The following is a 15,265-nucleotide window of genomic DNA, read 5'->3' as shown; positions in this document are numbered from 1 at the left end:
ACTCTCAGTTATTAATATGTTAGATAAATCAAACATCTTTTTACATCTTAACTTTTAAGTTGGAGAACTCTTATGGATAGGAATCCAGTTTCGTTAAGCGCTTTGGCATTTTCAGGAGGATCTCTAACTTCGATTACCGGCCCGATAGAAATTTTAACCACCGCCGCTCACTTAGCCGGAGCGCCGGAACCAGAAATCAATATCATTACCCAAGATAATCAAGATGTTATCGGGCTAGGCGGTGTTAGACTAAAGCCCAATAAACTCATAGGAGAGATTAAACAAACAGATATTGTCTTGGTGGGGGCAATCGGGCTCCCTTACAACGATCTCGATTCTTGCACTCAAGAAACCTTAGATTGGCTGCAAATGATGGAGCAAAAAAATATCCCTATCGTCTCTATTTGCTCTGGTTCATTTATCCTGGCTAAAGCTAATTTACTCAATAACCGTAAAGCCACCACCCACTGGCTGTTTACCAACTTATTTAAGGATATGTTTCCACAAGTACAGTTACACTCGGAAATAAAAGTCACCAGAGATAACAATATCTTTTGTACTTCCAGCACCTATGAATACAACGATGTCATGATGCATATTGTTGAGCAGATATATGGTCAAAATACCCGGGAAACCTGTAGTCAGCTTATATTTGGCGATATGGAAGGTCTCCCTTCGCACACTCTCGCAAGTTTTGTCCCCTATCGCCAACATTCAGATACATTAATCCACAAACTACAAGACTGGATGCATTCCGCCCCATCGGACCGATTATCAGTTGGTAATTTGGCCGATAAAATTCATCTGTGTGAAAGACAGATGAAGCGGCGTTTTAAGACTGCAACCGGCCAGACGCCTATTCAATATATCCAACAGATTCGATTATCTCTGGCGAAATGCCGGTTAGAAAAATCGAATAAAACCATAGAAGAGATCAGCCATGAAGTTGGCTATGAAGATACTCGTTATTTCAGAGAGTTATTCAAGAAACTTAATGGGTTAACACCAGTAGAGTACCGTAGAAAATACCAGCACCGCTAAAACGGAAACTCAATCACAATCCTTTACGGATAAGCAATGGCGCCACTTTTATCTTTGTCAGGCAGTAGCGATACACTAGAAGCTGGGGTATCATGGCGTGCTATATTTTATGGTATACGCCCTTTATTAATTGAATTTATGGCAAAAGAACAAATGGATCGCACCACTCTGGATTTGTTCGCAAATGAACGCAGACCGGGGCGCCCAAAAACCAACCCACTTTCCAGGGATGAACAACTCAGAGTCAACAAACGTAACCAACTTCGCCGTGATAAGGTGCGCGGTCTACGTCGTGTGGAACTGAAAATAAATGCTGATGCAGTAGATGCGCTTAACTTTCTTGCACAGCAACGCAACATCAGCCGCAGTGAACTCATCGAGCAAATTTTGCTGGCCCAGTTAGCAGAAAGCAACATCGCGACTTGATAGCATTGAAAGCACGAAATCACACAAACTTGACAGAATTGTCCTGACCGTTTAGTCAAAATAGGATTTTATTTTTTTATTAATACAATCAGAACCTTTTTCACTGATTTTTAACATTTTATACGTATATCTCATACAGAAATACACAAATAAAACAAGAGGTTATATTATCCTATGGCAATTATAGGTATATTTTTCGGCAGCGATACCGGCAACACAGAAAATATTGCCAAAAAGATCCAAAAAATTCTGGGTTCCGACATTGCAGAAATCCATGATATTGCCAAGAGCGGCAAAGAAGATATCGAACAGTTCGATATTCTGCTACTCGGCATCCCTACCTGGTACTACGGCGAAGCTCAGTGCGACTGGGATGATTTCTTCCCTACTCTGGAAGAAATCGATTTTGAAGGGAAGTTGGTCGCTCTTTTTGGTTGTGGCGATCAGGAAGATTACGCGGAATATTTCTGTGATGCTATGGGAACTATCCGTGACATCATTGAACCCCGCGGCGCCATTATTGTTGGTCATTGGCCGACTGAGGGCTATCACTTCGAAGAATCAAAAGGTCTGGCCGATGATCACCATTTTATCGGGCTTGCTATTGATGAAGACCGCCAACCAGAATTAACAGAAGAGCGCGTTAATGCCTGGACCAAGCAGATCTACGAAGAGCTGAGTTTGTCAGAAATTCTTGCAGGATAGCGGCCTATCCCATTAACGCAATTTGTGCAGGCCATTCTTATCGATAGTGAACCCACGGTAGGTGAGAAGTGACTCGCTTCACTCGCTCTGTGGGATCGCGTTCAAAGGCTGTTGTTTTTATCAAAACACTGCTTAAATCCGCTTTTTATTACGAAGAATGGCAAAAAATATCCTAAACATGATAAATAGTAAGGTTATTCCTGCGTTTTATAAATGATTATTCTGGCAAAATGTGTAATGAAAGTTCGGGTTAACGTGGTTTTCATTTTCACTAGCCATGCCTATAATCATAATCTGATAACTAACTGGTACTTTTTGAAGTATCGCTAAGTTCACTTTACTGAGTAACAGGACTGAATCCGCATGACCGACAACAACAAGGCATTAAAAGATGCTGGACTTAAAGTAACACTTCCTCGTCTGAAAATATTGGAAGTGTTACAGGAGCCTGAATATCACCATGTCAGTGCGGAAGATCTCTACAAAAAACTGATTGATAACGGTGAAGAGATTGGACTTGCTACTGTCTACCGCGTGTTGAATCAGTTTGATGATGCCGGTATTGTCACCCGTCACAACTTTGAGGGTGGTAAATCGGTTTTTGAACTCACTCAACAACACCACCACGACCATTTAATCTGCCTGGACTGTGGTAAAGTCATTGAGTTCAGTGACAAATATATCGAAAGACGCCAGAAGAACATTGCTGAGCGTTATGGGATTAAACTTTCAAACCACAGCCTTTATTTATATGGTCACTGCTCCGCCGGTAATTGCCGCGAAGATAGTAGCGCACATGACGAGAAGTGATTCACGCCTGAACCGCTAATTTTTTATCTACCTAGAGGGGAACCCATCAGGGTTCCCCTCTTGCTACAACATTATCATGCCCTTACGTTATCAATTCGGCTGTAACGTTTACCATCCGGGCTGACAGAACGGATTAACACATCACCTCTCACTCTTGGGCGTTTATGGTTGTTATAAACTTCCCAGTTACGACCGCCATCAGTCGAATACTGGATGACCAACCCAGGCAGAGCAACATTAGCCCGCAAAATGCCGCGTTTCACCTTAGCCCCCGGAACCGGTAGACGATAAGCAATGCCTGCTTTATCCAGTTTACTCAGTTCACGTTGCCCTATCAGGTTAGCGAATCGAGTCCAGTCACGATTAAGCGCATCTATATCGACTTTATACGTTTCTCCACTCTTATATGCCTGACCCGGAATATAATCCAGCTCCCAACTAGCCCGGTGCCATGCTCGTTCTGCTAGCGGCAACAAGCGTGGATAAATCATATATTCCATCTGTTCATCAGTACGAACCGTTTCACTCCATCCTTGACCTGAAAGCCCATAAGCGCCCGGCCACGGTTTATCACTTTTCGCACGGAATGCATTACCATCACGGTCAACGGAAGTTTCAGCATTTTGTGGCATGTTATTAGGCGCAAAACTAAAGATCTTAGCTTCATCGTTAAAACGGGCCGCCCAATAATAGCCACGCTCCTGTGGATGAACTTCATATGGCATATCCAGATAAATATAATCTGGATTAGATATCACCACTTCATAGCCCTTATTTGCCCAATCATTGACTGAATCAAAACCGCCATCGTAGAGAGTGTCCCAGAAATTCACCCCAACGCGTTTAGTGGCAAACTCTTTAGCGCTGCCGGCATGTTTTAAACCATCCTGCCACGCCTGCATCCTCTCGATACCATTAGCGTTCACAATTTTGCTTACTTCAATTGCGAAATAACTGGCAATATGATCAATATCTTTCACAACACCCTGTTCTATTAACTTCTGACAAAACTGAGACTTAGACCACGGTTTATCTTCCGCGCTTTTATCAATAATGCCCTTACCCGGTACGATAGGACCATTTTTATCCTGGAACCCGTCTCCCAAACGGATATTCTTCGCTTCATCTCCGCCGAAATGCCAGGTCTCCAATGGTGAGCCCGCCGCTTCATGCATAGCGGCAATTTCACCTATGACTTTTTCAACAAATCGTTTTGAAGAATCCATACACGGGTTCAAATAACTGCGACGATCATAGAGCTGAACAGAGGTTGCTCTGGTGGTATCCGTTGGGTCCAGTAAACGATACTCATTCGCTCCTTTCACATTCCCCTGAGCGATCAATTTCTTATAGCGAGCTTCCATAGAAACAACGGCGGCACGAGCATGGGCTGGCATATCAATTTCAGGAATAACGTCGATATAACGCGCTTTGGCATATTTCAGAATATCAATATAGTCTTGACGGCTGAAATAGCCGCTACCCATATTGTTGTTATCAGGACCTGAACCCAGTTGTGGCAACAAACATTTAGTTTCACTTAAATCATGACACCGTTGGCTGCCGACCTCCGTCAACTCAGGTAATCCAGGAATTTCCAAACGCCAACCTTCATCATCAGACAGGTGAATATGGAATTTATTCAGCTTGTAACTTGCCATTTGGTCAAGCAAACGCAGAACAGCCTGTTTACTGTGGAAATTACGCCCCACATCAAGGAGAGCACCACGATACTCAAAGCGGGGCGCATCTTTTACCGTCAAAGTAGCAATCTTCCTATCGCCATCAACAGGAATTAATGACAACAGAGATTGAAGACCGTAAAACACCCCTGATTGGTCAAAAGCAACAATTTGTGCCCCATTCTGGGTAACATTCAGACGGTAAGCCCCTTTAACCTGCCAATCTCCGGTAAAATCGGAAGAGACAATCTGGGTCGCAACAGGATAGCCACTATTCTCTAATTTAATTCCTTGATCCGTAAAACGTTTTCTGACAAGAATAACTGCCTCGTCATTTAAACCACCTAATTCCAGCCTCACCCCGCCAGATAAATCAACATCCTCGGTAAAAATCTGAATCTCTTTTGGTGTCGGGATAATTTGCCCACGCAATTTTTCTGATCCAACCTTTTTGACCTGCAAGTTCTTCATATAACGATTTTCAGGCGTCATCAGAACATTGTTATCTGTCTGCGTGCGTTTCCACTGATCGCCGGTAAAAGCAGATAAAAATTGGCTCAGATCTTCTGTATCCGTATTAACAAGTACTTTAGGTTTCGCATTACCCGACGTCGTATACCAGCGAGGTAAAAAATCAGTGCTGTAAATCTGCCAGTATTCTCCAATAAGCGGCAGTTTTACCTGCTCATTAACTTTAATGCCGGTGAATTTTTCGGTTGGCTCCAGTCTATGTAAATCGCCCGTAATGCGCGTGATTTTGAACTGTTCATTATCCACGTTCAGGACCTGACGGATACTGTGGAAATAAATCGCCCAGTCAGAAGAGTCAATCGCCTGATTACCATTGGTTAAAGTAATATCCACTCGATTGCATTTAGCCCAATCTGCCCCTAGTACCGCACAGTTAACGCCGTGATCTCCCGCCTGATTATCAATAACCTTATAATTAACTTTTAATTGACTCAGCGCATCAACTACTTGCTGCGCTGTTTGAGAAGCATATACAGAACCTATAAGTCCAACTGTCGCAGTCAGTGCCGCTAATGTATGCAATTTAAATTTCTTCATTATTACCTCTTTCAAACACAAAAGTTATGTAAGGTAAGCCACTACCCAGAAACACTAAGAGTAGTAACAACGAGCCATGAGAAGACAATAAATGGCATGATGACGTTGAATTTAATCTCTTTCTTATTTTAGAAAAATAAATACCAATCTTGTGCCATATGTAACCATAAAATTACTGCCAAAAATGTAAATCGATTTATAAAATAAAAAATATTACATTAAGAAAGAAAATTAAAATCACTTAATCAACACCTATAAAGATTATTTTTCGCATCACGAATTATCAATGGTAAAAAAGGGATTTTTTGTAAAACATGACAGAGAACACATTACAAAGAAACGAAAGTAAAATTATATACATCATTGATATAAAAATAAAAAATAATACAAGACCGAAAGATTAACAATATAAAAAACGTACTAAAAACAGATTAATTAATAAAAACATTATCCAACTAAAATAGATGCAAAATTATTTACCAATGATAATATTTAAAAAAATAAACTATCAATTGTAATTTTTACATTATAGACAATAGTTAAACAATCCTAATTTAATTAAATAAAAACTCAGTAATTGAGGTGAAACCCCTATTTTCATCGGAATTAAATTAGAGAAAATTAATACATATAAAATACCGGAATATTGCTAATAAGCTTTTATCCCGGTTAAATCACTCTCTGTTTTTAAATACAATCTATACAACCTATATTTACTTGAATTTAAAGCTCTTCACGAACAGCAAGACCTAAGTTTTGCAACATTGGCGCATTCTCACATGCAATATAGAATACTTCATCAATAGCACTACTGTTGACATGTTGATGCCATGCCCACACAGGCACATATATCGCATCACCAGCTTTCCACGAAACATGTTGTTCACCAATGAGTGAATACCCCTCGCCATCAACAATATATATTATGGTTTCATAACTGTGTCTGTGTTTACGGGTTGATTGTCCAGGTTGTAATCCTCCCAGAGTCATACTGAGAACTTTACTGGGTAAATTAACCATAGCCACTTTATGGCGCCTTTCATTTGAGAAATTCAAATCTTGACTCAATTCAGAATTCAATACATCTTCATGAATCAATTTAGCAGGCTTATCTTCAAGTAATTCTCCGGGAACTTTGCCAAAATCTCCAGATGAGAAAAACGTTTCTTTCACTATAATTACCTCCAATATTGTAGTTTATTGTAAAATTTGCATTCTGAAATAACACCCAAAATATTTCATCTTACAAATATCTTAGGCGCCATTTCTGCCTATGCTCCATAATTATCCTGGTAATACCATGTTATATATCCGTTATCTTTCAAGTCGCCTCTTTGTTGCCTGCACTCGCTCACCCCAGTCACATAGTTATCTATGCTCCCGGGGATTCACTCCCTTGCCGTCGCGATGCACCTTGAAATCTTTAGGGTATATATCTATTAGTTCTGACAAAAGTGCAAGAGATTCCATCAAAATTACCGATAAATATTTTTAATAACATTAACTATATTATTCTGCGTAATAACAGTGGTGGTTGAACTATATTATCGTTCTATACACCCAACCACCCTTTCCACAGGCTCACCTCTCTTAATACGCTAACACCAAACCCCAATGATATTTCGATTGTTCGCTAATTTTTTATATGCACACCAAATAACCATCAATGCTTTGCTATGACAATTATATTAGTCCTATCGACATTACCAGAAGGACCGTTACCTGCCGACAATTTTATCCAATATTGAACCTATATTGTCAGGAACCTTATCACCTCTCCAAGCAATATATTGGTCAGGGCGCACTAATAGGAACCTGGTTTGATATAATCGCCAAGCATCATGACCGGGAAGATCAACAATCTTGACCGGAATCTTACGTTGATATGCTTGAGCTAATAATTCAGATATATCTGGAAAATGAGATCCTATCCGCAGCAAACTAAATCCGGTACCTAAAATATCGAACAGAGATACCCTGGCGCCAGGAATAGGTGTAAGCCATAAGTGCGGCAATCTCCCTCCGGGTACACTACTTGGTTTATAATTAAGCCAATCATCATCCGGTACTGGATCGCTATTAATAATATGAGGAGAATTATCATATCGGGCGCCAAGTTCAACACCGATAGAAGTAAATTGACAGCGAAAATTACTCAGCTCAATACCAATCTTTTCACGCGCCAAATCACCCGCAGAATCTGCATCTTCCAGATTTTCAGGCACATATAGTGATGCTGTCTGCCGGGTATAAGAGCGTGCAGCGGCAGTATTTCTCAATGCAATTGGGCGACGCTCGCTTTCATAAGAATCCATTAGCTCATTACCCGCCCAACCATTTATAGACGCAACAATTTTCCAGGCTAAATTGCTAGCATCGTCGATCCCCGTATGCATGCCAAAACCACCAGTAGGCGAAAATAAGTGAATAGAATCGCCTGCTAAATATACCCTACCCTCAGAATATTTATTAGCAACGAGAGCAACACCACCTTTCCATATCGTATTGCCAAGGACTAATACCTCAACATCTGAACCGATTCCCGCCTGCGCTATGCGAATGACTTCCGAATCATCGATAACTTTCCCATCTTTACTTTGGGTCACAAATAAAAAATCATCTTCACCGTCTAAGCAGATAAATAACATATGCTTCCCAGGTGAGATAATATGGTACATCAAGGATTTTTTGTCTCGTAATAATCCTTGATGAATTCCAGGAACACGGATATAGCTGGACACCATTCCACCTGTTAGAAAACCTGCCTTAGCTTCAACTGTTCCTTCGTATGCGATACCAAGCTTAGATCGAACAAAGCTCTGCCCGCCATCGCACCCAACCATATATGCCGCCTGCCAGACTTCATTAGCATATTTTCCATCAACATGCTCCGCATAAAGTTTTACTTTGTCTTGATACTGGATAAAATCTTTAACACGCCAACCATATCTTATTGTAATATTCGGACGACTCCTTGCATGTTGTAACAAAAACCGTTCAGCATACATTTGATTTACACGTAATATGGGCTCTGGTACCTGATCTGTCGAAGCCGCATTGTCGCGCATAGCCATTTTCTGCATTTCCGACGGTAAGGAGATCCGTGCAAGTTCCCACCCATTAAACTTGGTAAAATATGACGCATCCAAAGGGAACTCTTTTGGCAATCCTAATGACCGAATAGGCTGAGATATACCTACACGACGATAATGCTCCATAATACGGGCACTATGGGTAGTGCCTTTAGGTTGCCATCGAGTTTCTTCCTCCAAATTAAAGATAACGGAACGAACACCATATAAATCCAAGAATAAAGCTAACATTAGGCCAACGGGTCCACCACCAACAATGGCAACAGGTGATACAGAAATATTTTCCGAAGTCAAAATATATTCTCCTTAATAATGATTTATAGCAATAAACACTTCAGTCCCAAAGATATCAGTTAAAAATTTTTGTATGTTTGTGAATTATCGTCTTTTCTTCTCTCTTCATATAAAAAATAGTTATAATTATGCTTTATAAATTATTCATTAAACATTATTTTATTTCCCTAACAGCTAACCCCCACAAGCCTCTTTCCGTATCAATTGAGATACTTACTTTGTTACTTTCTTAAGAAAAAATTTATATGTTACATCTTCTGGATTGTTAAGCGTATAATCAGTTTCCTCTCGAAAAAAGTCACTTTCAAGAATAAACGGAAGATTATAATTCAAAATAAATAGCATCAAAGTTTTCACAATTTTCTAATATTTCATATATATTGCCATTTCCCACAGAAACGAATTATGTCGCATTATACTAAACAAGGTATAGTTCATCGTTTCTTCAATATCAGAAGCAACAAATGGACAATATTCTTCTAATGCTATCATGGAAACAATAACTCTTACTCTGTAGCCTAATGCTCAAAAAGAGGTATCTCAAATTCTTAGTAAGAATACCGGTGGACTGAAAATGAGTTGGTGGGAACACATCTTTGTGAATGTTAAAGAACCGCTCCATACGTTCAAACTCAGAGACATCGGGAGATTCAACAAGAATCAACTTTTTTTACAACTTTGACAACAGCATTTTCATGAAAAACTCAATTCACAATATGTTATTTTATTTATAATCAATTCTAATTACTGGATATGTAATTAGCGGTTTTTATAATCCTATATGAAACTTTTTTATTTCTTTAGTATTTATCAAGAATTTTAGCAGAAATACTCCTTAACTTATGTTTCATAACCTTACTTATCGTCCTCGTAGGCATTTTGATCCAAGTTATTCACAACAACCACACATTCTCTAATATAGTATTTCTTCTTAGACTTTTCCAATATTAGTTACATAATTTGTCGCCAAACAATATTTACATTTAAAATTAATTTTCATTCAAAAAAATCGATAATGACTAATTTCGATTTTTATTTTTGACATCATATGAATTCAACCAAATAACTATTACATTATATATGATTACAAATGTTTTTATTATTTCTTTCGCCAGAAATATAGCTATCAACACTTTATGCTAATATTTCACCACTAGAAACCATATCAAGTACTTTTGCTACACATGTCATTATGACGCAAAGTATCTCAATCACATTCGGATAAAAGCGTTACATCTGTATTTACCCCAATATTACTTTGATATAGTTCATTAAGCATCGCAATGCGAAAACGCACCATTTCTTCACCCACGGCAATAACATCCACCCTCCGGTAAGGTTTCTCTTCAACCATCCGATCAATAATTTTCCTCATCGCAATGGCATGATCTTCATCTTCTTCAACATGAATTCTAAAGAAATGCAATGCATCATCAGGTGCCTTTATGAATTGCAAGGCATCCAAAATTGGGCCATAAACCAAAGGCACGATCGCCTCAGCTCCTAAACACAGTGCCGCAAGCCCTCTTAGAGAATCATCACTGCGGCAATGGCGAAACATAGCATCAATCAGTTGCTGAGTGCTGTTAAGAATCGGATCACTTTTAGGAACCGCGTTAATAGCAGCCATCGCCTTTTTATATAACTCTGCGTGAGATATCTTTGCAGCATCGGTTCCTGTTAGCTCTTCCAACAAATTGTGAGAAAGCAACACAAAATCTTTTTGGTCTGTTAAACCTCCCATCAATGAACAGAGATAGCGGGTGAAATATTGTGAATAGTAATGGTGCTGGATCATAAATTTTCTTAATAAATTCTGCTCCACCTGTCCAGAACGGCAAGCGACCAGAAATATATTTGAATTAAGCTCCTCCAATAACTCTTTAGAGAAAACGTCTTCCCATAGTGGAGATAAAAAATAACCGGTTTCTTTTCTAAGTTTGTTTTGAGTGTTGATAGCGAGTTCCATAATAAACCCTTTTAGTAACATTCAACCGATGAAATAGATGATATATAGGCTCTTCTCAAGCCAAAAATAGTCGTTCTATGTTTATGCAATCCTATCAGTCTGTTAGCACAGATTGTCGCAATACCACAGGTAAAAATATAGATGTTAATGGCCAAACTCAGCTCTACTGTGCTCCCATTACGCACGGTATTCAAAGGAATGACCACGGTCATAAGACAAGACGAGTGAAATTTTATTTACACTCGATCCCGTATCTATTTTGGTTTTCACGACCATTTCGATTTTCGCCCTTAAATATGTACTGTGCATCGCTATATGGCAGCGAGAGCAAAATGAATTTTATTTCATACTACAGATTCGCTAATAGTGGATAAATAGACCTAAAATCACTTCTGAAGTGACTTTCTTGTCACCAATAGTGACCTAAAAAAATCCCAGGAGGCCAAATGAATAATTTGAGTGGATTTATAATCTTCATCCATGTAGCCGAAGCTCGTAGCTTCGCGACAGCAGCCCGGCAACTCGGACTCTCTCCTTCGTCCGTTAGCAAAAGCATATCCCGCTTAGAAGAGAAATTAGGTGTCCGCCTGCTCCAACGTAGCACACGTAGTGTCAGTTTGACGGCTGAAGGCACACTGTTCCTTGAGCGCTGCAAACGTATCCTGGACGAGATTTCCACTGCGGAACATGAACTATTAAGCTCCATCTCTGCCCCTCAAGGCCGCCTGCGAGTGAGTTTGCCATCGCTCAGTAACCTGATGTTGCCCGTATTATCCGCTTTTGCCACTTGTTACCCACAGATAGAACTAGAACTGGATTTTAGTGATCGATTAGTTGATGTTATCGATGAAGGGTTCGATGCTGTGGTTCGCACTGGAGAACTCAACGATTCACGACTAATGAATAAACGTATAGGGTCTAGCCGTCTTGTCTATGTTGGCGCTCCAAGCTATTTTGCACAACACGGTAAACCATCACATCCCGGAGAGTTATTACACCACGCCTGTTTGATGCACCGTTTTCCCACTACCGGCCTGTTGGAGAAATGGCCTTTGCGTTCAGGAACATCCGAAGTAGACATTCATCTTCAGGCAAAGATCACCAGCAATCATGTCGAAACATTGCTGCACATGGCGATCCAAGGTCACGGCATCGCCTGTTTGCCTGATTTTACCGTTAAACAAGCCTTGGTTAGCGGTGAATTGTTAACCATCCTGGATAAGTGGGCGGGTACTTCAAGCACCTTCCGTGTTCTCTGGCCATCTAACCGTTGGGTATTACCTAAAGTCAGAGCTTTTGTCGATTTCATGGCAGATAATTTATTCCCAAAAGAAAAATAAAAATATTTATCAATAACTTATAGAGGTGTTTACGTATGAATTGATACTTTTGATTTTATCCTGCAATCCTGATAACTCGTTTACCCATAATTTAATTTTCTCTAGTAATGACAAATTTAGCCACAAAAAAACTGCACCTCATGCTGGATTAAACGTCCAACTTGTGAGGTACAGTTCATTATCTTAATTAATCCTGAGAAATTTTTGCCCAGGTATCACGCAGACCAACGGTACGGTTAAATACCAAATTTTCTGCACTGGAATGACAGCAATCAGCGCAGAAATAACCTTCACGTTCAAACTGGTAAGTTTGTTCTGACTCAACATCAGCTAAACTTGGCTCAACAAAGCCCTGACGGATCACCAGTGATTCTGGGTTAATTGTCGCCAGAAAATCATCTTCTGCCCCTGGGTTGGGTACGCTGAATAGACGATCATACAGACGGAACTCCGCAGAAACCGCATGAGCTGCACTAACCCAATGAATAACACCTTTCACTTTCCGACCATCCGCTGGATCTTTATTCAACGTTTGATCATCGTAGCTGCAATAGATTGTCGTGATATTATCGTCAGCATCTTTCTCAACACGCTCCGCTTTAATGATATAAGCGTTACGCAAACGGACCTCTTTACCCAATACCAGACGCTTATATTGACGGTTCGCTTCTTCACGGAAATCTGCACGGTCAATATAGATCTCACGGCTAAATGGCACTTCACGGCTGCCCATCTCCGGTTTGTTCGGATGATTAGGCATACTCAAAATCTGCTCCCCTTCCGGCATGTTTTCGATCACTAATCTGACCGGATCGAGAACAGCCATTGCGCGAGGGGCATTTTCGTTCAGATCATCACGGATGCAAGATTCCAATGCTGCCATTTCCACATTGTTGTCCTGCTTGGTGACACCAATACGACGACAGAATTCACGAATAGACGCGGCAGTATAACCACGACGACGCAAGCCCGAGATCGTTGGCATACGGGGATCATCCCAACCTTCAACAATCTTATCTGTCACCAATAGATTCAGCTTACGCTTAGACATGACTGTGTATTCAAGATTCAAGCGCGAGAATTCATACTGACGCGGGTGACAATCAATGGTGATGTTTTCCAGCACCCAGTCGTACAGGCGGCGGTTATCCTGGAACTCCAGTGTACACAGCGAATGCGTAATACCTTCAAGGGCATCAGAAATACAGTGAGTAAAATCGTACATTGGGTAGATGCACCACTTGTCACCGCACTGATGATGTTCTGCAAATTTAATCCGGTACAAAACTGGATCACGCATCACAATGAAAGGTGATGCCATATCAATTTTGGCGCGCAGACAAGCTTTACCTTCGTCAAATTCACCGGCACGCATTTTTTCGAACAACACCAAGTTTTCTTCAACAGTGCGGTCACGATATGGGCTGTTTTTACCCGGCTCTTTCAACGTGCCACGATATTCACGGATCTCTTCCGGACTCAATTGATCAACATAAGCCAGACCTTTATTGATCAATTCAATAGCATATTGATACAACGTATCGAAATAATTAGAAGAGTAGCGAATATCGCCGCTCCACTCAAAACCTAACCACTGAACGTCATTTTTAATAGAATCGACGTATTCAACATCTTCCTTAACTGGGTTGGTATCATCAAAACGCAGGTTACACTGGCCCTGATAATCTTTTGCAACACCAAAGTTCAGGCAAATAGATTTCGCATGACCAATATGCAGATAGCCATTGGGTTCAGGCGGAAAGCGAGTATGTACCGATGTATGTTTACCAGTTGCCAAATCTTCGTCAATTATCTGACGAATAAAGTTTGTCGGGCGGGCGTCTGCCTCACTCATTTCTTATACCTCAATAATGCAAAAACGCGTCACATAACCGCCTATAATCCAACAAGCAGTGCTGAGAAACAACCGTTTGTTCATGTAAAATGGCGATTCAGTACAAAGTTGGAGCGAAAAAACAACTCTCTGCCGAAAAAGGAACTGCTTTTATAATTTTTTACTGAAAAATAAGCATGATACTTAGCAATCCAAACCCATTTATCCATGCTTCCACAATCTCATATATAACAAATAGTTACGAATAAACCTTTATTAAGATCGAAAAAGCGCTCAACAGCGGCATAGTCAACAATACAGCGCGCTTTATTTATAATTATCCGTAAAAATGAAGGAGCATTGAGTAATTTGCAATATGAAATAACTCATGAAACTATTTTCAATCAATATTTCATTCAACCATAAAAAACATTATCGAATAATAACCATCCAATTTTAAGGAATAAATAATTGACACTATGTTTTTCATAAATAACCACTTGATAAAATGAACATAAATCTATAATTTAAACCTCTAAATTACTCATTAATCGATGATTTCACTCTGTAAATATAAAAAATAATTATACATATCAAATTTATGATTGAAACACCATTAATGATATTCTAAATTAAATTTTTATATACAAAAAATCCAAAATAACAATAAATTAATCTCATAATCAATTCTGATAATTCAGGTATTTCACCATCATGATTTTATCTAAATTACATCACTATTCTCTAACCGGTATTTTTTGAAAATAAATTTATAATCAGGCCAATAAACTAAACTAAACTAAACTAAACTAAACTAAACTAAAGAATAATAAAGGGTTACGTTATATACACGCATTTTAATGTTTAAACCATCGTAAATAAACAATAAAATCAAATAAATCACTATGTTAATTCAATTGAAAATTTGAATCCGTTTACCACACCTGACTTAATTTATGCAATTTTAAACAATATCGCTACAGTGATCACAATTACTCATTTAT

The 15,265-nt window shown here is 39.5% G+C and carries 10 protein-coding genes; 5 read left to right on the top strand and 5 right to left on the bottom strand.

Translation table 11 applies throughout. From position 1 onward, the window contains the following. Positions 1 to 72: 72 nt before the first annotated feature. From Phpb_RS15345 to fur, 4 genes are all read left to right on the top strand, one after another. A complete protein-coding gene (locus tag Phpb_RS15345; RefSeq protein WP_065391084.1) occupies positions 73 to 1,041 on the top strand; it encodes a GlxA family transcriptional regulator in 969 nt (322 codons plus the stop codon). Positions 1,042 to 1,179: 138 nt separating this feature from the next. Further along, positions 1,180 to 1,467 (top strand): LexA regulated protein, encoded by a 288-nt coding sequence (gene ybfE / locus Phpb_RS15340; RefSeq protein ID WP_036776802.1) that lies wholly within the window; start codon positions 1,180 to 1,182, stop codon positions 1,465 to 1,467. A gap of 174 nt (positions 1,468 to 1,641) precedes the next feature. Further along, positions 1,642 to 2,172 carry a flavodoxin FldA gene (gene fldA / locus Phpb_RS15335; protein ID WP_065391083.1) on the top strand — a complete coding sequence of 177 codons (531 nt, stop codon included), beginning with the start codon at positions 1,642 to 1,644 and terminating at the stop codon, positions 2,170 to 2,172. Positions 2,173 to 2,535: 363 nt separating this feature from the next. Beyond that, positions 2,536 to 2,982: a ferric iron uptake transcriptional regulator gene (fur, locus tag Phpb_RS15330; RefSeq protein WP_036776678.1), complete on the top strand. Its 447-nt coding sequence runs from the start codon at positions 2,536 to 2,538 to the stop codon at positions 2,980 to 2,982. A 74-nt stretch (positions 2,983 to 3,056) separates the two neighbouring features. On the opposite strand, the gene Phpb_RS15325 is transcribed toward fur, so the two are convergent. From Phpb_RS15325 to Phpb_RS15310, 4 genes are all read right to left on the bottom strand, one after another. After that, positions 3,057 to 5,732, bottom strand: a complete 2,676-nt coding sequence (locus Phpb_RS15325) for a beta-N-acetylhexosaminidase (RefSeq protein ID WP_065391082.1) — start codon at positions 5,730 to 5,732, stop codon at positions 3,057 to 3,059. Positions 5,733 to 6,455: 723 nt separating this feature from the next. Then, complete coding sequence (locus Phpb_RS15320) at positions 6,456 to 6,905, bottom strand: cupin domain-containing protein (RefSeq protein ID WP_082302600.1); 450 nt, start codon at positions 6,903 to 6,905, stop codon at positions 6,456 to 6,458. Between the two features lie 545 nt (positions 6,906 to 7,450). Then, complete coding sequence (locus Phpb_RS15315; protein WP_165603307.1) at positions 7,451 to 9,118, bottom strand: FAD-dependent oxidoreductase; 1,668 nt, start codon at positions 9,116 to 9,118, stop codon at positions 7,451 to 7,453. 1,207 nt (positions 9,119 to 10,325) lie between these two features. Further along, entirely contained in the window at positions 10,326 to 11,087 is a 762-nt protein-coding gene (locus tag Phpb_RS15310) for an iron-containing redox enzyme family protein (RefSeq protein WP_165603306.1), read from the bottom strand. 446 nt (positions 11,088 to 11,533) lie between these two features. Here Phpb_RS15310 and Phpb_RS15305 point away from each other — a divergent pair, with 446 nt between their 5' ends. Continuing rightward, a complete protein-coding gene (locus Phpb_RS15305; RefSeq protein ID WP_046395526.1) occupies positions 11,534 to 12,427 on the top strand; it encodes a LysR family transcriptional regulator in 894 nt (297 codons plus the stop codon). Between the two features lie 187 nt (positions 12,428 to 12,614). Here Phpb_RS15305 and glnS read toward each other — a convergent pair whose 3' ends face one another. Further along, complete coding sequence (glnS, locus tag Phpb_RS15300; RefSeq protein WP_065391080.1) at positions 12,615 to 14,282, bottom strand: glutamine--tRNA ligase; 1,668 nt, start codon at positions 14,280 to 14,282, stop codon at positions 12,615 to 12,617. Positions 14,283 to 15,265 lie beyond the last annotated feature (983 nt).

Source organism: Photorhabdus namnaonensis, from assembly GCF_001684335.1.
GTDB lineage: Bacteria > Pseudomonadota > Gammaproteobacteria > Enterobacterales > Enterobacteriaceae > Photorhabdus > Photorhabdus namnaonensis.
This window is presented reverse-complemented; position numbering and strand designations above follow the sequence as displayed.

Excerpts from the sequence above, each read along its gene's own strand:
- Phpb_RS15345 (WP_065391084.1), top strand. The coding sequence starts at position 73 with ATGGATAGGAATCCAGTTTCGTTAAGCGCTTTGGCATTTTCAGGAGGA.
- ybfE (WP_036776802.1), top strand. The coding sequence starts at position 1,180 with ATGGCAAAAGAACAAATGGATCGCACCACTCTGGATTTGTTCGCAAAT.
- fldA (WP_065391083.1), top strand. The coding sequence starts at position 1,642 with ATGGCAATTATAGGTATATTTTTCGGCAGCGATACCGGCAACACAGAA.
- fur (WP_036776678.1), top strand. The coding sequence starts at position 2,536 with ATGACCGACAACAACAAGGCATTAAAAGATGCTGGACTTAAAGTAACA.
- Phpb_RS15325 (WP_065391082.1), bottom strand. The coding sequence starts at position 5,732 with ATGAAGAAATTTAAATTGCATACATTAGCGGCACTGACTGCGACAGTT.
- Phpb_RS15310 (WP_165603306.1), bottom strand. The coding sequence starts at position 11,087 with ATGGAACTCGCTATCAACACTCAAAACAAACTTAGAAAAGAAACCGGT.
- Phpb_RS15305 (WP_046395526.1), top strand. The coding sequence starts at position 11,534 with ATGAATAATTTGAGTGGATTTATAATCTTCATCCATGTAGCCGAAGCT.
- glnS (WP_065391080.1), bottom strand. The coding sequence starts at position 14,282 with ATGAGTGAGGCAGACGCCCGCCCGACAAACTTTATTCGTCAGATAATT.